Below are 21,586 nucleotides of genomic sequence, written 5' to 3' on the forward strand. Positions count from 1 at the left end.
AAAATCTTTTTTACAAGACTTTTCCTAAACTAAGAACTTTATTTACCCAAAGGTAACATATCGTCTTTTGCGTACTTAATTTTAGCGCGATTAGATAGGTAAAACATAGCCGGAACAACTACCAAAGTTAGGAACGTTGCGAAAATCAATCCGAAAATAACAGTCCATGCCAATGGTCCCCAAAATATTACGTTATCTCCGCCAACATAAATGTTTGGATCGAATTTGGTAAACAATCCGAAGAAATCGATATTCAATCCAACTGCAAGTGGAATCAATCCTAAAACTGTTGTAATTGCCGTTAAAAGCACAGGTCGTAAACGCGATTTTCCACCAGCGATAATCAGTTCGTAATACATTTGTTTGGTTAAGTATTGTTCATCATCAATGCCTAATTCTTCTTTTTTACGATCTATTAGGATTTGGGTGTAATCGATGAGTACGATGGCATTGTTAACCACAATTCCTGCAAGCGAGATAATTCCCATCATAGTCATAATTACCACAAAATCCATTTGAAAAATTACTAAGCCTAAAAATACGCCAGCTAAACTTAACACGACAGCACTAAGGATGATGATTGGTTTTGAAATAGAACTGAATTGTGCTACCAAAATCAATAGGATACCTCCTAGTGCGAACAATAAAGCTTTCATTAAAAAAGCTTGATTTTCTGCTTGTTTTTCCTGTTCTCCAGTAAATTTAAAGTTAATGTCTGAAGGCATTTCGTAACTATTAAGGTCTTGTTTGAGCTCATTTACGATTTCGGTAGGATTATAACCACCCAAAACATTAGAATATATAGTTATAACGCGTTTTAAGTTTTTTCGTTTTATGACGTTGAAAGCTTCAATATTTGTTTTTTTCACCAAAGGTGCAATGGGAATTTGTACTAACTGTCCTTTATTGTTTCTAAAGGTAATAGGCTGATTCAAAATTGTGCTTTCATCATATCTATCGGCACTATTAAAGCGCACATTAATTGGGTAGTCATCTTTACCATCTTTATAGGTTGAAGCTTCTTGCCCAAAAATAGAACGACGAATAGTATTGCCTATTTGTGCTGTGGAAACTCCTAATTGTCCCGCTTTTTGTCGGTCAATTCGTAAATCTAATTCAGGTTTCGATTTATTGACATCCACTTTGAGTTCCTCAATACCAGCAACGCCTAAACTTTCAATATACGCTCTCATATTTTTGGCTACAATTAGCATTCGGTCGTAATCGTCACCACTAATTTCAATATTTATTGGGTAGCCAGTTGGTGGACCAGCGGCATCTTTTTCAACTACTACAGACGCTCCTGGAAAGCCTCTTACAGCACTCCTAACTTCTTCTAAAACGGTACTACTTTTAACACCTCTTCGTAATTGGAAATCGCGCATAGATAGCGTAACTTTTGCTCTATGTGGCATATCACTTTGATTACCACTTTCGGTTTGTGGATTTCCAGAGCCTTTACCAACCTGTGAAACCGCTGACTCTACCATGTAATTATAACCATCAGCGTCTTCATATTTTTTAATGGTTTTATAAATGCGTTGCTCAATTTGTTTTGTGAGCTCATTGGTTTTTTCAATAGCTGTACCTTCTGGATATTCTATGTAAGTAATGATTTGATTCGGTTCGTTTTCAGGAAAAAATAAAACCTTTGGTTGCGCAATGCCTGTTAATATGAATGAAAATATAAGTAATACAAAGGTTCCTATTAAAACCACATAAGCCATTTTACCGTTAATGGCCTTACTTAATGTTAATTCGTAAAAATCCTCTAATTTATTAAGCCATTTGTTTTGGAAATAATCAATTGCACCTTTTAAGAAGTACTTGTAAGCCCATAACATGATAGCTGTTAAAATAGATAAATTACCAAAGCCAACTAAGGTACCAGAGTTTATAGCAAGTCCTCCAACTAATAAAAGAACACCAACAAAAAACATGATTAAACTCCAACGTATTAATTTACGTTTTGATAGCGGTTCCTCTTCAATTTTCATAAAACGTGCTGTGAGCATGGAGTTAATTACTAATGCGACAAATAGCGATGAGGTTAACACGACAGAAAGCGTAATTGGAAAGTAAATCATAAACTTACCAATAGTTCCTGGCCATAATCCTAAAGGAAAAAATGCTGCTAACGTGGTAGCCGTTGATGCTATAATAGGCCATGCTATTTCTCCCATACCTTGTTTAGCGGCTTTTAATCTTGGCATTCCTTGCGACATTAACGAATACACATTCTCTACAACCACAATACCATTATCAACCAACATACCGAGCCCCATAACCAATCCAAACAAAATCATGGTGTTCATTGTGTAACCAAACGAACTTAAAATGATAAGCGACATTAGCATTGAGAGAGGAATGGCAAATCCAACAAATAAAGCATTCCTAAATCCTAAAAAGAACATGAGGACTCCAACTACCAAAATAATTCCAAAAATGATATTGTTAACCAAATCATTTACTTGGTTTTCGGTTTTGATGGACTGATCATTGGAAGTCGAAATATGTAAGCCTTCAGGGAAAAAATCAGCTTTTTCCTTCTTAATAATCTCTTTAATTTGCTCAACAGCTTGGATCATATTTTTGCCAGAACGCTTTTTAACATCAAGCATTACTACGGGCTTCCCATATTCTCTAGCATAAGTTGTTGCATCTTGTTCTTTAAAACTAATTTGAGCAATGTCTTTTAAATACACATTGCCTCCATCCTTTTTCACAATAATATTTTCTAATTCTGAAGGAGAATCAATTTCGCCTATAATTCGAATATTCTTTTGAAAATTATTATTAATAATATTACCCCCAGAAACAGTTTTATTTTCATAATTAATGGCATTAATAACGTCATCAAAACTTACCATAGCTGCGGACATTTTGTAGATATCTACAGCAACTTCAACTTCTTTATCGTCTACACCCCGTATGGTAGCCTCTTTAATTTGCGGTAAGAGTTCAATTTTATCCTGTAAATGTTCGGCATAATCCTTTAGCTGGTCTGAGGTATAATTTCCTGTAAGATTGATGTTAAGAATTGGCATTTCTTCAGAAATATTCAAATCAAATGCATTGGGTTCAGCCTTAGAGCCATTACTCAGGGTTGGCCAGGTAACATCAGTTTTTACTTGATCAATTTTGTCTTTAACACGTTGTTTGGCTTCAAAAATGGGTACTGTTTCTTCAAACTCTACCAAAATTGTTGAGTAATCTTGAACTGTTTGAGAGGTTATTTCTTTAACATCACTGATGTTTTTAAATTCCTCCTCAAGAGGTTCTGTGATAAACTTTTCAATATCTTCGGCAGAGTTTCCAGGATTTAAAGTACTAACATAAATCTTAGTTTCAATAATTTCAGGGAATGATTCTCTTGGCATATTGTAATAGGCCATAGCGCCACCAATTAACACAATAAGAATGATGACATAAACCGTCATTCGATTGTCGATGGCCCAAGTAGAAAGTTTAAAATCTTTATAGTTGTTTTTAGTGCTCATGTGTTGCTTATTTAATGCTTACTTCTTGACCATCGCGTAAGGTTCTAGCGCCTTCAATAACGATAATATCACCAGATTTTAATCCTTCTGATACTTCAGTTTCACCATTTTGTTCTTTGCCCGTTTTTATAATGGTTTGTTTTACCGTACCCGTGGAATCGGTTTCTGGTATAAACATAAAAATTAAAGATTCATTTTTGCCATTTTTTTGAACGATATTATTTGGTATTACTATAGTGTTATTAGCAACATAGTCGTTCAATTTTATGGTTGCAATTAAATTAGGTTTAAGCACATGATCTTTATTTGGAAGAGCCACTTGAACACTAAAACTTCGATTGTCAGGATTGATGTAATTTGATACCTGACGTATTTTTCCTGTATAGGTTTTTCCGAGCGAAATAAAATCGACGAGAACTTCAGATCCTTCAGTTACTTTGCCTAAATAGTTTTCTGGAACATCGGCTTTTACATACATATTGTTTGTATTAACAATTCGCATTAGAGGGCTTTGTCCAGGACTTACCAAACTTCCTTGGTCGGTAATAATCTGGTCTATGGTACCGCTAAAAGGAGCTGTTACATTGGTTTTTCCTAATTGTTTTTCCAATTGATCAAACGAATTTTTTGAAGCTTCGTAATTGGTTTTGGCCTGCAGATATTGAATTTCACTACCAATTTTTTGTTCCCATAAACGCGACTGGCGTTCAAAAGTAGTTTTTGCCAATTCCGTTTGTGCTTTTACCTGAGCCAATTGACTAGAAAGTCCGCCATCATCAATTTTTGCAAGAAGTTGCCCTTTACTTACGTTTTGGCCTTCTTTAACGTAAATTTTGGTTAAAGTACCTGAGAACTGTGGATAGATAATAATATTTTGGTCTGTTTCTACATCACCTTGTACTTCGGTAAAATGTTTAAAAATGGTGTCTTTTAGTGTTAACGTTGTTACTAGGTCTTTGTGTTTAGTATTATCCAACTCATTGATTTTATCTTCAAGAACGGTTAATTGACGTTTTATTTCTGTTTGTTGTTGTCCAAGTTCTTTTTTCTTGGCACGTAACTCTGTTAAAGAACCGTTTTTGGCTAAATCTTCGACCGAAGTTTCTTTATTCCCGCAAGAAAAAAGTGCCAATGACAAAATAGTAATAGTGATTATTTGTTTCATAATAATTATTCGTTTGTGTTGATTGAGTTTGTTATAGTTTCTAGTTCTGCTTTTTTATTGATAACGTCAAGCATAGCTTGTAAAAATTCTTGCTGAGCAGTATATAATTGGGTTTGGGCTTGTCTTAAATCGAAGCTTGAAGCAATCCCTTCAAAAAACTTGATTTCGTTTTTTTTCTCAATACGTTCTGCAAGATTTAAATTTTGCTTTTTGTTATCGTAATCTTCGATAGCGAATTGATAATCGCTTTTTGCCGAAGCTATTTGAAGTTGTAATTTTTGTTCGGTTTCAATTAAATCGTCCTCAGATTTTGCAAGGTTAATTTTAGCTCGTTGTGTAGCAGCACTTCGTCCTAAAGAACTAAAAATTGGAATGTTCATGTTAATCCCTAATAAGGATGAGCCAAACCATTTTTGGTCTTTACTGGTAAAGTTGAAGTTATCTCCATACCCTTGATAACCCCCATTAACAAAAGCATTTAATGTTGGAAGCGCTTTGCTTTTTTCTAATTTAAGCAGCAACTCTTTTGATTTTTTATCGTTTTCTGCAATTAGGTAATCAATAGTGTTTTCAACATTCACAGGAGATTCAAGCAAGTCTAACGACATATTTTTCAAAGTTAAATCTTCAAGACTATCGGTAACAATGGTTTTGTTATGCACATCCAGTCCTAAGGTAATATTTAACATTTGGTAGGCTAAAGTTTTTAAGCGAAGCGTATTTTTTAATGAGCTATCTACACCAGATAAAGTGATTTGTAATTGCTCAACGCTTTCTTCTTCTTCAAGGCCATTTTTATACATTTGGGTCAGGTCATTCAGGTTTTTTTCAAGGACTGCTTTGTTGCGTTCCAGAATTTGAACACTTTGTTCAGCTAGCAACACATTTCCATAAGCGTTAATAACGGCTTTTCTAACTTCTAAATCTGTTTTTGTTTTTGCATTTTTAGAAATCTCTAAATATACTTTAGCAGATTGTAAACCAACTAAATAAGAACCGTCAAACAGTTTTTGTCTTAGCGTAGCAGTAGCAGACATGCTTTGTTTAGTACCAAAAGTAAGTTCGGCAAATTCTCCTGGGTTTCCTCCAAAAAATTCAGCTGGTATCAATGATACCTGTTGTTTTAAAAAGTTTTGGTAATCTATAGTAGCATCTATTTGTGGTAATCCTGTTGCTGTAGTTTCCCATTTTTGTTGTTTAGCAGCCTCAATATCTCGTTGCGCATTTTTTGAGGTTCTATTATTTTCTAAAGCATAGTCAATAGCTTCTTGCAAGCTAAAATGTTGGTTTTTTTCTTGCGAAAAGATTGAAATATTTATTAGAAAAACGAATATAAAAGCAATTTTTTTGGTCATGTTTTAAGATTGATTATTGATGAATTTGTTTAATGTTAGAAGCCCCTTTTCCGTGCTTATACCTCTTACATGATACTCTAAATAGTTATCTAATAGGGTATTCATAGAAAAATGGTTTAGTGGAAACAACTCGTTATCTTTTAGAATAGTCATGCAATGAAAATAAATTCTAGAGATAAATTCTATATTTATGTTAGGTCTGTAGATTCCTTGCTCAATACCTCTGTTAAGGTTGTCTTTAACACACTCTTGCATAACTTCAAACTGTTTCTTTTTAAGTGTAGTAAAAATCTTAGGATAATATTTTTGTAATTGATATTGAGGAGATGATTTTTCATCCTTTAAATGTTCCATTACAAACTTCTTTATATCAAAAATTTCTTCAATAGGATTCTTTTTTGAGTTGCATATTTCATTAATTCCACACGAAATATTTTCAAAAACATGCATGGATACAGCTTCCACGAGGCTTGTTTTATTTTGAAAATGCTGATAAATTGTTTTTTTTGAGATACCTAAATTATTGGAAATATCATCCATTGTCACGCTTTTAAACCCATAGTTTAAAAACAAATCAGTTGCATTATTTAATATTTTTTCTCTCATAACGGGCGCAAATATACAATTGGAAACTTATAAAACAAAAAAAGTTTCCAAAGTTTTAATGATTTTTTAACATATAATTTACATTGTTACTTTTACATACGATGTTTTAATTTATTTTTGCTTTATGCTATTAATAGAAACATACCAAGAAAAGTTTGTTGAATATTTGGAAGAGTATTCAATTATAAAAGAGCCAGAAAGTCTTTACGAGCCTATTCAATATATCTTAAAATTAGGAGGAAAACGGTTGCGTCCTGTTTTAACGTTAATGACATCAGAGATTTTTAACACTGATTACAAAAAGGCTTTAAATGCGGCTTTGAGCATAGAGGTTTTCCATAATTTTTCACTTATTCATGACGATATTATGGATGATGCGCCCATACGAAGAGGACAAGAAACAGTGCATGAAAAGTGGGATGTAAATACTGGAATTCTTTCGGGTGATGCGATGCTTATTATGGCGTATCAATTGTTTGAAAACTATGATAACAAGACGTTTAAGTCTTTAGCTAAGTTATTTAGTAAAACCGCTCTAGAGGTTTGTGAAGGCCAACAGTATGATGTTGATTTTGAAACAAGAGGAGATGTTACTATTGATGAATATTTAAAAATGATTGAATACAAAACCGCTGTTTTAGTTGGAGCTGCTATGAAAATGGGAGCCATTGTAGCTGAAGCATCTGAAGAAGATCAAAATAAAATTTATCAATTTGGAAAGAATTTAGGGATAGCCTTTCAATTACAAGACGATTATTTGGATGCGTTTGGAGATCCAAAAGCTTTTGGAAAGCAAATAGGAGGTGATATTATTGAAAACAAAAAAACAGCTTTATTTATCAATGCGTTAAAATTATCAAGTCTTGAAGATAGCCTTCAATTACAACATTTGTTTAGCATCAACCCAAGTAATCCAGAAGAAAAAATTCAAATTACAAAACAGATTTTTATATCAAGCGGATCTGCGGATGCTACAAAACAAGAAATAAAATCGTATACCCAGCAAGCATTTTCTGTTTTAGAAACGCTAAACATCTCAGAAGATAAAAAGTTAATTTTAAAACGGTTTGGCGAACAGTTAATGAATAGAAACGTATAATGCAAGTTCCTGCAAATTTTGATGTTTTAGTTGAAGAAGCTACTCAGTTAGACTTGTATAAAAAACTTGTTGAACAACTTAATAAAGACTTCTTATTAGCTAATATTGATACAGATTTTCATGAAGAAATTTTACCTTCAAGTTTGAAAATAATGCTTCATGAAACCATTTATGAACTGATACAACACAAATTTACAGAGTATTTAAATTTATTGTACATCATTGATGTTCCAGAACAACAAGTTAGACAATTAGATGGTGATGATACTATTCAACTGGCAGAGCAAGTGTCGTTTTTAATTTTAAAAAGAGAATGGCAAAAGGTGTGGTATCGCAATAAATTTTAAAACCTAATCGAGTGTTCTATAATACTCAAGAATAGCTCTAGCATCACTTTCAGAAATATCCTGCTTAATCATTGGAGCGTAATTAAACTCAGCAAGTAATTCTTTAGCCAAGGGGTCTTTTCTAAGCATTTCTTCAGGATTTAAAATCATATTCATAATCCATTCGGGAGTTCTTGTCTTTAAAATACCTTTAGGCGCAGGACCAATAAATTTTTTGTCTGGCCTATGGCATGCGGTACACATTTTTTTAAAGATAGCTTCACCATTTTTAGCCAAGTTTTGGTCGATATTTTCGGGTAATTTTAATTCTGAAATTGGCCCGATTCCTTTATTTTTTAGATCTACTTTTTCTGATGCTAAGGTTTTTACATTATTATTTGATTGCTTTGTATCCGATTGTATCTTTTCATAAGTAAAACCTTCTTTTTTCTTTTTTTCTTTTCCACCACAACTTAAAAATAAGACAGTAATGAATAAATAGAGATATGGTAACGTTTTTCGCATCTAAAAATTTTAATGTGGTAAAGCTAATAAAAATAATTATGTGATAAAACTCATTAAATTATCCCTTAAAAAGCATTTTAGTTTAATAGTTTTGTTAAAATAGTGTATATATATAAAAAGTATAAAACAATATCTAATTTTAGTAAAAGTTGTATTTTTGAAAAAAAATTGCAATCATACGATTATCTGATATAAAATAATGGATAAATATTCTTTTCTTAATGCTGCTCATACGTCATATTTTTCTGAATTATATGAACAATATTTACATAACCCAGATTCTGTAGAACCAAGTTGGAGAGCCTTTTTCCAAGGTTATGATTTTGGATCTGAAAATTATGATCTTGATGGAGAAATGATTGAAGGTGTTTCAACTCAAGTTCCTGAATACGTTCAAAAGGAGTTTCAGGTTTTAAGATTGATAGACGGTTACAGAACGCGAGGACATTTGTTTACAAGAACAAACCCTGTTAGAAGCAGAAGAACCTACGAACCTACGTTAGATTTAGAGAATTTTAAACTTTCAGATGGTGATTTAGATACGGTTTTTAAAGCAGGAGAAGTTTTGGGTATTGGAGCACAACCATTGCGTGAAATTCTTGTGCATTTAAATAGAATATACTGTAGTTCTATTGGTGTAGAATATATGTATATAAGAAACCCTGAAGTTATACAGTGGTGGCAAGACAAGTTAAATGTAAATGATAATCATCCTAATTATTCAGAGGGTGCCAAAAAATATATTCTTTCAAAGTTAAATCAAGCTGTAGCTTTTGAGAATTTTTTACAAACCAAATATGTTGGTCAAAAACGATTTTCTTTAGAAGGTGGGGAGACATTAATTCCAGCTATAAGTGTAGCACTTTTTAATGCATCTGATTTGTATGATGTTAAAGAATGTGTGCTAGGAATGGCGCATCGCGGACGTTTAAATACGCTTGTAAATATTTTTAGAAAACCCATAAAAGAATTGTTTAGTGAGTTTGATGGTAAAGATTTTGAAGATGAAGATATAGATGGCGATGTAAAATACCATTTAGGATTAACACTTGAAAAAACGTATCAAAACGGAAAAAGTATCAGAATGAATTTGGTGCCTAATCCGTCACATTTAGAAACTGTAGCCTCAGTTGCCGAAGGAATTACCAGAGCGAAAATTGATAATGATTACGAGGGAGACGATTCTAAAATACTACCTATTATAGTGCATGGTGATGCTGCTATAGCTGGTCAAGGAATTGCTTATGAAGTTGCTCAAATGAGTCAATTAAGAGGCTATAAAACAGGAGGATCTATTCATATTGTCGTCAATAATCAAATTGGTTTTACCACGAATTATCTCGATGCTCGTTCAAGCACCTATTGTACAGATGTTGCAAAAGTTACATTGTCTCCTGTATTGCATGTCAATGCAGATGATGCAGAAGCAGTTGTTCATGCGGTAGAAATGGCTTTAGATTATAGAATGCGCTTCAAAAGAGATGTTTATATTGATTTATTAGGTTATAGAAAATACGGTCATAATGAAGGCGATGAACCTCGTTTTACACAACCAAAACTCTATAAAGAAATTGCAAAACATCCTAATCCTTTTAAAATTTATACAGATAAGTTAATTTCAGAGAAAACACTTGAGAAGGCCTATATTGATGGTGTTGTTGATGAATTTAAAGACTTCTTGGAAAGAGAATATACGAAGTCTAAAGAAGAAGAATCTTCCAAGGTTAGAGAATTCATGGAAGAACGATGGACTAACTTTAGCCGTAAGGGATTAGAAGAGATGTTGCAACCGGTTGACACAAGTTACCCTAAAGACAAACTAGAAAACATTGTTAAAGTAGTTTCTACAGTTCCAGAAAGTGTTAAGTTTTTAAGAAAAGCCGAAAAGATTTTGCATGGTAGAGCTGAGATGGTTTTTGAATCAAATTCTCTTGATTGGGGAATCGCTGAAACCCTAGCATACGGTAGTTTGTTAGAAGAAGGCTACAATGTAAGGATGTCCGGTCAAGATGTAGAACGCGGAACATTTAGCCATCGTCATGCGATTCTTCGTGATGAAATATCAGAAGAACGAATTAATTTGCTAAACATCAATCCTGAAAGTAAAGGTGAAATGTTTATATACAATTCGTTGCTATCAGAATATGCAGTGCTAGGTTTTGATTATGGATATGCAATGGCTAATCCAAATACATTAACCCTTTGGGAAGCTCAATTTGGAGATTTTAGTAATGGTGCTCAAATTATTTTTGATCAGTATTTATCAGCAGCAGAAGATAAATGGAAGTCACAAAATGGTATTGTCGTGTTATTGCCTCATGGATACGAAGGTCAAGGGTCCGAACATTCATCGGCAAGAATAGAGCGTTATTTGCAGTTGTGTGGAGATGATAATATGACTGTTGCAGATTGTACTACTCCAGCTAATATGTTTCATTTGATTCGTAGACAAATGAAGCGTGATTTCAGAAAGCCTTTAATCGTATTTACCCCTAAAAGTTTGTTGAGAAACCCTAAAGCTGTTTCGCCTTTAGAAGATTTGGTAAATGGACAATTTAATGAAGTTATTGACGATACTTTAGACTCTAAAAACATAAAGAGACTGGTTTTCTGTACAGGTAAGTTTTATTATGATTTACTAACAGAACGAGAAAAATTAGATAGAGATGATGTTGCTTTAATAAGAATTGAGCAATTGTTCCCTTTGCATTTTGATAAAATACAACAAGTAATTGATAAGTATTCAAATGCTAAAGAATATATTTGGGCACAAGAAGAACCAAAAAATATGGGAGCTTGGAGTTTTATGGCACAACGAATGAATTTGGTAAAACTAGATGTTATATCTAGACCCTATAGTTCTGTGCCTGCACCAGGATCTAGTACACGTGATAAAAGAAGACAACAGCGTGTTATTGATGCTGTTTTTGAAGTAAATAAGTAGAGTTAAATTAAGAAGACACTTAAAATTATAACGAATGATTTTAGAAATGAAAGTCCCTTCACCAGGGGAATCTATAACAGAGGTAGAAATTGCTACATGGTTGGTAGAAGATGGTGATTATGTTGAAAAAGATCAAGCTATTGCCGAAGTTGATAGTGATAAAGCGACCCTCGAATTACCTGCAGAATCTAGTGGAATCATCACTTTAAAGGCAGAAGAGGGAGATGCCGTTGAAGTTGGAGCTATTGTTTGCTTAATTGACACCAGTGCTGAAAAACCAGAAGGAGATTCCTCAAAAGAAGACAAGAAAGAGGAAGCGCCAAAAGCTGAGGTTTCAAAACCGGTTGAAAAAGAAACTGAGTCTAAAACATATGCCACAGGAACCGCTAGTCCAGCAGCAAAAAAGATTTTAGCTGAAAAGGGAATGGAAGCATCTGAAGTAAAAGGAACTGGTAAGGATGGTCGAGTTACTAAAGATGATGCTGTAAAAGCTACACCATCTATGGGAACACCAACTGGTGGAAATAGAGGAAGTTCAAGAAGTAAAATGTCAATGTTACGTCGTAAAGTAGCAGAGCGTTTAGTAGAAGCTAAAAACAAAACAGCCATGTTAACCACCTTTAATGAGGTTGACATGTCACCAATTTTTGCGTTACGAAACGAATATAAAGAAACCTTTAAGGAGAGACATGGTGTAGGCTTAGGGTTTATGAGTTTCTTTTCTTTAGCAGTGGTAAGAGCTTTGAAAATGTATCCTGCAGTTAATTCTATGATTGACGAGAAGGAAATGATTACATATGATTTTTGTGATATTAGCATCGCGGTTTCTGGTCCTAAAGGTTTAATGGTTCCAGTCATGAGAAATGTGGAAAATATGAGTTTTAGAGGAGTAGAATCTGAAGTAAAACGTTTAGCAATTCGTGCTCGTGACGGACAAATTACTGTAGATGAAATGACAGGTGGAACCTTTACTATTTCTAATGGAGGTGTTTTTGGCAGTATGTTGTCTACGCCAATTATCAATCCGCCACAAAGTGGTATTTTAGGAATGCATAATATTGTTGAGCGACCAGTTGCAATTGATGGAAAAGTTGAGATTAGACCTATAATGTATGTAGCCTTATCTTACGACCATAGAATTATTGATGGTAAAGAGAGTGTTGGATTTTTGGTAGCTGTTAAAGAAGCATTAGAAAATCCTATTGAATTATTAATGAATAATGATGTTAAAAAAGCGTTAGAACTTTAATATTTTATTTAATCTATAATAAAAAAACAAGGCTTCCTAAATTTAGGAAGCCTTGTTTTTTTAACTAATAATAGAAATGATTAAAAGAAACAAACAAAGATATTAATGGAAATAACTATAACAATTAAGATGATTAACGTAACCATAAAAAATTTATCAAATTTATTATTTAACATTATATAGGCAGATTTGGGTTTTACACTTTTAACTTTTTTAATTGAAAACTCTGTATCATTACAACACAGAGTTTTCGTAAATTCTCCCTAAGAATTAATTAATAGCACTGTAAAGATATGTTTTAGCATTGTAAAAAAAAATACGCACTTATGCGTATTTTTTAAAATTGTTCCTTGTTTAAATTGGCCCAAACAGAAAGAGACATGGGTTTGTTGTCTAATTTTAGCTTAGCAATTATATGACTTCTGTGTTTATGAATTGTTTTTATTGAAACCGATAATTCCTCTGCTATTTCTTGACTAGTCTTATTCGCAGCAATTAGCTTTATAACCTTTTTTTCAGTTTTAGTTAATATGTTTAAAGCATCATCACTTGAAGTGCTTTTTTTAAGATGACTTTCAATTTCTTTACTAAAATAGGGTTCATTTTTTAGAAGGTGCTGGATACAAATTTCAATTTCCTCAATAGCCAATTCTTTTAAAATATAACCATAAACATTAAGAGATCTCGCTTGCTCGTATAATTCTTCTTCCTGATCAAAGGTTATTAAAATAATCTTAGTGCTTAACTTGTTCTTTTGGCAATCTTCAGCAATTTCTAATCCTGTTTTATGCGGCATCCTTATATCAAGAATGGCAATATCGGGTTTTAGTTTCACTATTAAATTATAGGCGCTTTGTCCATCTTCAGCAACACCAATAATGTTAAAGCCTTTCGACGTTAAAAAATCACTCAGACCTCTTAGCAGAAGAGGGTGATCATCTGCGATTACTATTGAATTCATTCATTTAAGGGATTAAAGACCATAAATGTAAGAATTTTGTTATTTAATTAAGGCTTTAGGTACAAATATTTCTTTTCATAATCTATAATGCCCTTACCTTTTTTTAAAATATCGGCACCAATAATTCCATCTACAGGCTCTGAATTATGATTAACCAGAGCTGTATTTACATGAGTTAGATTGAATAAAATTAAAACAACATTTTTTTTCTTCCACTTACCAATTTTAATATTGTTTTTTTGAGAAATTTGAGTTTCCATATCTATGGCACCAGCACCAGCAGCTTTAATAACAGATTCTTCCGCAGCAAGCTTAAATGTTTCAATAGCTTCTAAGCCAACGCAAGAGCTGGAAGCGCCCGTGTCTAATATAAAACGACCTTTTACACCATTAATAGTTGCTTTCAACTCGAAGTGATCTGTTTTAGCAAGTTTAAGTTTTATTTTAATATATCCTTTTTCAAGAAGGAATTCAGAAAGTGATTGCATCAAAATTAATTTTAAACAAAGATACTCATGTAAAACAATTATTTTTGTTGCTAGAATAACGATTATAATTTTTTTAACTTACCATTAGTGATACTAACAGATACACATACACATTTATACAGCGAGGATTTTGATGAAGACCGCAAAGAAATGATAGAGCGCGCTATTCAATCAAATGTTACGCGATTTTTTATTCCTGCTATAGATTCAACATATACAGCATCAATGCTTGAGTTAGAAAAGGAATTCCCCAATAATATTTTTTTAATGATGGGCTTGCATCCAACTCATGTTAAAGACAACTATAAGGAGGAATTAAAACATGTAGAAGACATGTTTGCTAAACGACCATTTTATGCTGTTGGTGAAATAGGGATAGATTTGTATTGGGATCAGTCAACATTGCAAATTCAGCAAGAAGCGTTTAGGTATCAAATTAAATTAGCAAAAAAATATAAGCTGCCCATTGTTATTCACTGTAGAGAAGCTTTTAATGAAGTTTTTGAAGTTTTAGAAGAAGAAAAGGATAGTGATTTATTTGGTATTTTTCATTGCTTTACGGGTTCAATAGAGCAAGCACATCAAGCGATGTCTTATAATATGAAATTAGGAATAGGTGGCGTTGTAACTTTTAAAAACGGTAAAATTGATCAATTTTTAAATCAAATTGATTTGAAACATATTGTTTTAGAAACAGATGCCCCATATCTAGCCCCTGCACCATACAGAGGAAAACGTAATGAAAGTCTCTATATATTAAAGGTATTGGAAAAACTATCAGAAATCTACAATATATCCAAAGAAGAAATAGCACGTATTACTACCCAAAATTCTAAACAGATTTTTAAAATTTAAAGAATGAGTACATCAAGTCCAAACATACTCCTCATATATACTGGAGGAACAATAGGTATGATAAAAGACTTTAAAACAGGAGCGCTAAGAGCTTTTGATTTTAAAAATCTTTTAAAACGAATTCCAGAACTTCAGTTACTCGATTGTAAAATTGATACGATTTCTTTTGAAACACCTATTGATTCAAGTAATATGAATCCAGAGTATTGGGTTCAAATTGCCGAAATAATAGAAACCAATTACAACCTATTTGATGGGTTTGTTGTGCTACACGGAAGCGATACCATGAGTTATACGGCTTCAGCATTAAGTTTTATGTTAGAAAACTTAGCAAAACCGGTTGTCTTTACAGGGTCACAATTACCTATTGGCGATTTACGAACCGACGCTAAAGAAAATTTAATTACGTCTATTCAAGTTGCTTCTATGCAATATGCAAATAAACCAATCATTAAAGAGGTGTGCTTATATTTTGAATACAAATTGTATAGAGGTAATCGAACAACTAAAATTAATGCAGAACATTTTGAAGCCTTTGCCTCATTAAATTATCCCGATTTGGCTGAATCAGGCGTTCATTTAAAAATTAATAAGACATATTTATTTAAACCAAATTTAAAAAAGTCACTCATAGTTCATAAAAATTTAGATACAAACATCGCACTGGTTAAATTATTTCCTGGAATTACAGAAGTATTACTAAATAATATATGTAATACGCCAAATTTAAAAGGCATTATTTTAGAAACCTATGGAGCAGGAAACTGTACTACCGAAAAATGGTTCATTAATTTACTTGAAAAAACCATCAAAAATGGGATACATATTATTAATATAACACAATGTTCTGGCGGAAGTGTTATAATGGGACACTACGAAACTAGCGAACAATTAATAAAAGCAGGTGTAATTTCAGGAAAAGACATTACTACGGAAGCTGCAATTTGTAAGTTAATGTATATGTTAGGGCAAAATATCTCCTCTAATGTATTCAAAACCATATATGAAACCTCTCTAAGAGGAGAATTGTCTTAAAATTAACGGATAAAGTTTTACCATTTAACAAATTTTTTGTTATTTGAGTCCTCGTAATTGAGTATATTGAAATACAGAGAGGTGGCCGAGTGGTCGAAGGCGCACGCCTGGAAAGTGTGTATACGTCAAAAGCGTATCGAGGGTTCGAATCCCTTCCTCTCTGCTGTTATTTTTATTTTTAATTACTTTTTTTTTATATCTTTAACACTTTAACTAATAAAATTAAGATCTAGAACATGAAAAGATTATTTTCTATCCTAGCCATTTCAGGAATAATGGCATTCGGAACTGTTAATGCAACTACAAATGCAAACACATCTACTGCAACGACGGTAGTAACTACAACCCAAGATGATGCTGCAGCACCTGCGGAAGAACTTGGTTTTCATCAAGAATTAAAAAAGCGTTTTATTGAAGGAGGTCCTGGATTTATGGGGATTGTATTATTATGTTTAATTCTAGGATTAGCAATTGCTATTGAAAGAATTATCTTTTTAAATCTTTCAACTACAAACACAAAAAAATTAACATCAGAAGTTGAAGAAGCATTGTCTTCTGGCGGAATTGATGCAGCAAAAGAAGTTTGCAGAAACACAAAAGGACCTGTTGCTTCTATTTACTACCAAGGTTTAGATAGAACAGATGAAGGTTTAGAGGCTGTTGAAAAAGCTGTAGTAGCTTACGGTGGCGTTCAAATGGGACAATTAGAAAAAAATGTATCTTGGATATCATTATTTATCGCATTAGCTCCAATGTTAGGGTTCATGGGTACAGTAATAGGTATGATTCAAGCATTCGATAAAATTGAAGCTGCTGGAGATATGCAACCATCACTTGTTGCAGGAGGTATTAAAGTAGCACTTTTAACAACTGTATTTGGTTTAGTTGTTGCTATTATACTTCAAATTTTTTATAATTATATTATTGCTAAAATTGATAGTATTGTTAATGATATGGAAGATGCTTCTATAACATTAATGGATTTACTAATCAGACAAAAAAAGTAATAATTTAAAAACACAATTATGATGTCAAAAAAATTATCAACTATATTTGTTGGAATTGTAGGCGTACTTTCAATCATCTTTCTTGCTATGATAATAGGAACAGGTGATACGGCTATAAAAGCTGGCGAATCTAGCGGAACAGTAAACACCTTTATGTATATTGCTTATGCTATTTTAATTGTTACAATAGCTTTAGTACTTATATTTACATTAAAGGGCTTGTTTACAAATACAGCTACATTAAAAAGTACATTAATTGGCGTTGGCGCTTTTCTAGTCGTTTTAATCATATCGTATGCCGTTTCTGGTGGAGACACTAAAGAATATCTTTATGGAGGTGTGCCAGCAACAGAAACTGCATCTCATTTGGTAGGAGCTGGAATTGTTGCATTTTACATATTGATAGTGGGAACAATTGTTGCCATGCTAATGGCTGGAGTAAAAAACCTATTTAATAAATAATATTATGGCAAAAAGAGCAGCACCAGAAGTTAATGCAGGCTCCATGGCCGACATAGCATTTCTATTATTAATTTTTTTCTTGGTAACCACAACTATAGAGACAGATACGGGTATTAACCGTAAATTACCACCTGTTGATGACAACCAAGAAGATGTTATTATTAAACAAAAAAATATTTTCACTGTAAATATTAATAGAAATGATGATTTGCTAGTAGAGGATGAAAGGATGAAACTTAAGGATTTGAGAGCAGCCGCCGTTAAATTTTTAGATAACGGAGGCGACGGAACTTGTAATTACTGTAATGGAAAGAAAGACCCAAGTTCTTCAGATAATCCAGATAAAGCGATTATATCTCTAAAAAATGATAGGGAAACATCTTATAAGATGTTTGTAGCTGTAACAAATGAACTTGTAGCTGCTTATAACGATTTAAGGAATGCAAGGGCTAAGTCATTGTATGGAAAATCTTTCATTGAAATGCAAGCTGATTATGATAATGTGAACTGGGTAGGAAATAAAACTAAATTAAAGGAAAAATTAGAAAAGATTAAGGAAGAATATCCTATAAAACTTTCTGAAGTCCAATAATTTTAAAGTTATAATACATTTTATATGGGTAAATTTAATAAGAAAAAAGGAGGCGAACTGCCAGCAATTTCGACAGCATCATTACCAGATATTGTATTTATGTTATTATTCTTTTTTATGGTTGCAACGGTTATGAGAGAAAACACGTTGATGATTAAGAATGACTTACCATATGCAGATCAAGTTGAAAAACTAGATAAGAAGGATTTAGTAATGTATATTTATGCGGGTAAACCAAGTGATGCTTACAAGAATTTAGGTACAGAAACTAAAATTCAGCTCAATGATAAATTTGCTGATGTTAGTGAAATAGCGGCTTTTATTGCTTCTGAACGCGCTTCCAAAAGAGAAGAATTAGTTCCTTTTTTAACAACTGCACTTAAAGTTGATAAAGATGCAAATATGGGAACGATAATGGATATTAAGCAAGAATTACGAAAAGTAAATGCGTTAAAAATTAATTACACCACTAAAAAAGGTGATGTTTTTAGCCATTAATTTTTAAATCTTAATTTTATATTATAAAAAGGTGTTTTGAAATATCAAAACACCTTTTTTTATACTTTTATGTTTATATTCAAATTATGAAATCTTTTGTTTGTGTTAGTATTTTTTTGATTAGTTTACAATGGTCTTTTTCGCAAGAGGCTGTTGGTAAACAAGTTGTTTCTTTATATAAAGAAGACCAATTTTATATTGGAACAAGCTATAATTTATTAAGTAAAAAACCTGCCGATGTTTCCCAAAGTGGCTTTTCTATAGGGCTTCATTTAGGATTTATCAAAGATATGCCTATTAATAAAGATAGGAATATTGCAATAGGGATTGGATTGGGCTATTCTGCAAATTCATTTAATCAAAATTTATTAATTAATAAAGATAGCCAAGGAGTTTTAAATTACAGTATTTTATCTAGCACTGATACATATTCAAGAAACAAGTTTTCTGAACACTTAATAGAGATGCCATTTGAGTTTAGATGGCGTACATCAAATGCTACCGATTATAAATTTTGGCGTATCTATACTGGTTTTAAAATAGGGTATGTATTGGCAAGTACAACAAAACATGTAGGAGACTTAGGCAATTTAAAATATAAAGGGATTCAAGATTTTAATAATTTGCAGTATGGTTTAACCCTTTCTATAGGGTATAATACTTGGAATTTTTATACGTATTATGGACTAAACCCACTGTTTTCTGGTAATGCAAAGATTGATGGAAAATCAATAGATATGAAAGCTGTAAAAATTGGTCTTATGTTTTATATTTTATAACCAATATTTAAGTAGAATTAGCTGTGGGATAAGCCCTATAAAAAAACCAATAATCAATTCTATAAATGTATGCGCTTGCAAATGTAACCTTGAGGTTGCTATAGCACCTATAATGATAAATAGTAATGCTAGGGTTCCATTAATATTGATGCTAAAATGAATGCTTAAAGCAATAAAAAACATCAAGACACCAGCAACTGATACCATATGAAGACTAGCTTTAAACTTTAGGATAACTAAAATTAAACACGTAAGTGTAGAGATTAATATACCTACAAAAAAGTAATACAGTTCAATAATTTGATTGGGTGTTATGATTCTATTTAGTACTAATAAAACAACAATACAATTAAGTAGTAAGGGTAAAATACGCTCTCTAGTTGTTTCTAAGTAGATTGTTTTTACTTTACCTAGTGTTTTTAGTAAAAAAAACAGTAGTATTGGTAAAATAATAGTGAGTATAAATAGAGAAATTAATTTGGCTTTAATAATGTCAATAGGAATATATCGAGGTGATTTTGAGAAATAAAATATAACACCAAGTAGAGGCATTATTAAAGGATGAAAAAAAAATGAAATACTTTTTAGAACTTTATTCATTACATTTTTTTACGTAATCTAGCAACTGGAATATCCAATTGCTCTCTGTATTTAGCGACAGTGCGTCGAGCTATAGGATACCCTTTTTCTTTTAAAATAGCAGCTAATGTTTCATCAGTTAGAGGCTTTCTTTTATCTTCTTCCTCAATAACTGTTTCTAAGATTTTTTTGATTTCTCTAGTTGATACATCTTCACCTTGATCATTCTTCATGGATTCAGAAAAGAATTCTTTTATAAGCTTGGTTCCGTAAGGAGTATCAACATATTTACTGTTAGCAACCCTAGATACCGTAGATACATCCATATCAATTTCATCTGCAATATCTTTTAGAATCATGGGTTTTAAGTTACGTTCATCGCCAGTTAAAAAATACTCACTTTGGTAGTGCATAATAGCACTCATGGTAATAAATAATGTTTGTTGACGTTGTTTAATAGCTTCTATAAACCATTTTGCGGCATCTAGTTTTTGCTTAATAAACACAACAGCATCTTTTTGAGAACTTGATTTATCTTTAGAGTCTTTATAACCTTTTAGCATGTTATGATACTCTCTAGAGACGTGAAGTTCAGGGGCATTTCTTCCGTTGAGTGTTAATTCTAATTCTCCATCAACAATTTTAATGGCAAAATCAGGAACAACATGTTCAACAATACGATTATTTCCAGCGTAAGAACCACCAGGTTTGGGGTTTAAACGTTCAATTTCGGAAATAGCATCTTTTAATTGAAGTTCAGAAATATCAAATTTTTGAATAAGCTTTTCGTAATGTTTTTTTGTAAACTGATCGAAAGCCTCATCAATAATACGAGTTGCTAACTCAATATCTAAATTTTTTTCTTTTCTATGTAATTGAATACTTAAACATTCCTGAAGATTTCTAGCACCAACACCGGCAGGATCTAACTGATGTACTAGGGATAAAACGTGTTCAATTTTTTCTTCGGTTGTAAAGACGTTCTGTGTGAAGGCTAAATCGTCCATAATATCAGATAAAGAACGACGAATATAGCCGCTATCATCAACACTTCCAACTAAAAATTCAGCAATATCACGCTCTTCATCAGAAAGTCTATAGGTGTTTAATTGATCGATTAAATATTGAGTAAATGAAGTTCCAGCAGCATAAGGAATTGTTTTTTCCTCATCATCAATGCTATAATTGCTGGTTTGTGTTCTGTAATCAGGTACTTCATCATCACTTAAATACTCATCAACATTAATGTCTTCGGCATTTATTGATTCTCCATCATTAAAATCATCTGTAGTATTGTCTAAATCAGAATCATAGTTATCTTCTATATCTTCTTTTCCGCCTTCGAGAGCCGGGTTTTCTTCTAATTCTTGCTTTAAGCGTTGCTCAAAAGCTTGTGTAGGCAACTGAATCAATTTCATTAATTGAATTTGTTGCGGTGACAACTTTTGCGATAATTTAAACTGTAATTGTTGCTTAAGCATATTTAAAAACTAGTTAAGATAAATGTATAAAAATTCTATTAACTAAGTGTTAAAAGAGATTTGTTTAAAATAAAACGACG

The 21,586-nt window shown here is 32.3% G+C and carries 20 protein-coding genes and 1 tRNA gene; 12 read left to right on the forward strand and 9 right to left on the reverse strand.

The genetic code is table 11. The features are described from left to right. Nucleotides 1-38: 38 nt before the first annotated feature. From G5V56_RS05555 to G5V56_RS05570, 4 genes are read right to left on the reverse strand one after another with little or no spacing between them, the layout of a single operon-like run. Nucleotides 39-3,500: an efflux RND transporter permease subunit gene (locus G5V56_RS05555; protein ID WP_166962698.1), complete on the reverse strand. Its 3,462-nt coding sequence runs from the start codon at nucleotides 3,498-3,500 to the stop codon at nucleotides 39-41. Between the two features lie 7 nt (nucleotides 3,501-3,507). After that, nucleotides 3,508-4,665: an efflux RND transporter periplasmic adaptor subunit gene (locus G5V56_RS05560; RefSeq protein WP_166962700.1), complete on the reverse strand. Its 1,158-nt coding sequence runs from the start codon at nucleotides 4,663-4,665 to the stop codon at nucleotides 3,508-3,510. A 5-nt stretch (nucleotides 4,666-4,670) separates the two neighbouring features. Beyond that, nucleotides 4,671-6,020 carry a TolC family protein gene (locus G5V56_RS05565; RefSeq protein WP_166962702.1) on the reverse strand — a complete coding sequence of 450 codons (1,350 nt, stop codon included), beginning with the start codon at nucleotides 6,018-6,020 and terminating at the stop codon, nucleotides 4,671-4,673. Between the two features lie 3 nt (nucleotides 6,021-6,023). Then, the gene (locus G5V56_RS05570) at nucleotides 6,024-6,626 is read right to left on the reverse strand and encodes a TetR/AcrR family transcriptional regulator (protein WP_166962705.1); all 603 of its coding nucleotides are present in this window, start codon (nucleotides 6,624-6,626) and stop codon (nucleotides 6,024-6,026) included. 124 nt (nucleotides 6,627-6,750) lie between these two features. On the opposite strand from G5V56_RS05570, the gene G5V56_RS05575 reads away from it, so the two are divergent. Both G5V56_RS05575 and G5V56_RS05580 read left to right on the forward strand, forming a co-directional pair. Further along, a complete protein-coding gene (locus tag G5V56_RS05575) occupies nucleotides 6,751-7,725 on the forward strand; it encodes a polyprenyl synthetase family protein (protein WP_166962707.1) in 975 nt (324 codons plus the stop codon). After that, nucleotides 7,725-8,072 carry a hypothetical protein gene (locus tag G5V56_RS05580; protein WP_166962709.1) on the forward strand — a complete coding sequence of 116 codons (348 nt, stop codon included), beginning with the start codon at nucleotides 7,725-7,727 and terminating at the stop codon, nucleotides 8,070-8,072. The genes G5V56_RS05575 and G5V56_RS05580 overlap by 1 nt, the downstream gene beginning before the upstream one ends. A gap of 3 nt (nucleotides 8,073-8,075) precedes the next feature. Here the strand turns inward: G5V56_RS05580 and G5V56_RS05585 are convergent, their stop codons facing one another. Continuing rightward, entirely contained in the window at nucleotides 8,076-8,576 is a 501-nt protein-coding gene (locus G5V56_RS05585; protein WP_166962711.1) for a c-type cytochrome, read from the reverse strand. Nucleotides 8,577-8,775: 199 nt separating this feature from the next. On the opposite strand from G5V56_RS05585, the gene G5V56_RS05590 reads away from it, so the two are divergent. After that, nucleotides 8,776-11,520 (forward strand): 2-oxoglutarate dehydrogenase E1 component, encoded by a 2,745-nt coding sequence (locus G5V56_RS05590; protein ID WP_166962713.1) that lies wholly within the window; start codon nucleotides 8,776-8,778, stop codon nucleotides 11,518-11,520. 34 nt (nucleotides 11,521-11,554) lie between these two features. After that, the gene (gene odhB, locus G5V56_RS05595; protein ID WP_166962715.1) at nucleotides 11,555-12,769 is read left to right on the forward strand and encodes a 2-oxoglutarate dehydrogenase complex dihydrolipoyllysine-residue succinyltransferase; all 1,215 of its coding nucleotides are present in this window, start codon (nucleotides 11,555-11,557) and stop codon (nucleotides 12,767-12,769) included. Between the two features lie 337 nt (nucleotides 12,770-13,106). Here the strand turns inward: odhB and G5V56_RS05600 are convergent, their stop codons facing one another. Further along, on the reverse strand, nucleotides 13,107-13,730 hold the full coding sequence (locus tag G5V56_RS05600; RefSeq protein ID WP_166962717.1) for a response regulator: 624 nt from the start codon (nucleotides 13,728-13,730) through the stop codon (nucleotides 13,107-13,109). 47 nt (nucleotides 13,731-13,777) lie between these two features. Then, nucleotides 13,778-14,218, reverse strand: coding sequence for a retropepsin-like aspartic protease family protein (locus G5V56_RS05605; protein WP_166962719.1), 441 nt, complete (start codon nucleotides 14,216-14,218; stop codon nucleotides 13,778-13,780). Nucleotides 14,219-14,305: 87 nt separating this feature from the next. On the opposite strand from G5V56_RS05605, the gene G5V56_RS05610 reads away from it, so the two are divergent. The 8 genes from G5V56_RS05610 (at nucleotide 14,306) to G5V56_RS05645 (ending at nucleotide 19,446) form a co-directional block, all read left to right on the forward strand. Beyond that, on the forward strand, nucleotides 14,306-15,073 hold the full coding sequence (locus tag G5V56_RS05610) for a TatD family hydrolase (protein ID WP_166962721.1): 768 nt from the start codon (nucleotides 14,306-14,308) through the stop codon (nucleotides 15,071-15,073). Between the two features lie 3 nt (nucleotides 15,074-15,076). Continuing rightward, the gene (locus G5V56_RS05615; protein WP_166962723.1) at nucleotides 15,077-16,108 is read left to right on the forward strand and encodes an asparaginase; all 1,032 of its coding nucleotides are present in this window, start codon (nucleotides 15,077-15,079) and stop codon (nucleotides 16,106-16,108) included. Between the two features lie 75 nt (nucleotides 16,109-16,183). Further along, nucleotides 16,184-16,271 (forward strand) — tRNA-Ser (locus tag G5V56_RS05620). Between the two features lie 73 nt (nucleotides 16,272-16,344). Beyond that, nucleotides 16,345-17,115: a MotA/TolQ/ExbB proton channel family protein gene (locus G5V56_RS05625; RefSeq protein WP_166962725.1), complete on the forward strand. Its 771-nt coding sequence runs from the start codon at nucleotides 16,345-16,347 to the stop codon at nucleotides 17,113-17,115. 18 nt (nucleotides 17,116-17,133) lie between these two features. Then, nucleotides 17,134-17,577, forward strand: a complete 444-nt coding sequence (locus tag G5V56_RS05630) for a hypothetical protein (RefSeq protein WP_166962727.1) — start codon at nucleotides 17,134-17,136, stop codon at nucleotides 17,575-17,577. Nucleotides 17,578-17,581: 4 nt separating this feature from the next. After that, nucleotides 17,582-18,169, forward strand: coding sequence for an ExbD/TolR family protein (locus tag G5V56_RS05635; RefSeq protein ID WP_166962729.1), 588 nt, complete (start codon nucleotides 17,582-17,584; stop codon nucleotides 18,167-18,169). A gap of 24 nt (nucleotides 18,170-18,193) precedes the next feature. Beyond that, a complete protein-coding gene (locus tag G5V56_RS05640; RefSeq protein ID WP_166962731.1) occupies nucleotides 18,194-18,667 on the forward strand; it encodes an ExbD/TolR family protein in 474 nt (157 codons plus the stop codon). Nucleotides 18,668-18,753: 86 nt separating this feature from the next. Next, nucleotides 18,754-19,446 carry a porin family protein gene (locus tag G5V56_RS05645; protein WP_166962733.1) on the forward strand — a complete coding sequence of 231 codons (693 nt, stop codon included), beginning with the start codon at nucleotides 18,754-18,756 and terminating at the stop codon, nucleotides 19,444-19,446. Here the strand turns inward: G5V56_RS05645 and G5V56_RS05650 are convergent. After that, entirely contained in the window at nucleotides 19,441-20,046 is a 606-nt protein-coding gene (locus G5V56_RS05650; protein WP_166962735.1) for a hypothetical protein, read from the reverse strand. The genes G5V56_RS05645 and G5V56_RS05650 overlap by 6 nt on opposite strands. Beyond that, nucleotides 20,046-21,506 carry an RNA polymerase factor sigma-54 gene (gene rpoN, locus G5V56_RS05655; protein WP_166962737.1) on the reverse strand — a complete coding sequence of 487 codons (1,461 nt, stop codon included), beginning with the start codon at nucleotides 21,504-21,506 and terminating at the stop codon, nucleotides 20,046-20,048. The genes G5V56_RS05650 and rpoN overlap by 1 nt, the downstream gene beginning before the upstream one ends. Nucleotides 21,507-21,586 lie beyond the last annotated feature (80 nt).

Source organism: Yeosuana marina (genome assembly GCF_011762485.1).
GTDB classification, from domain to species: Bacteria; Bacteroidota; Bacteroidia; order Flavobacteriales; family Flavobacteriaceae; genus Yeosuana; species Yeosuana marina.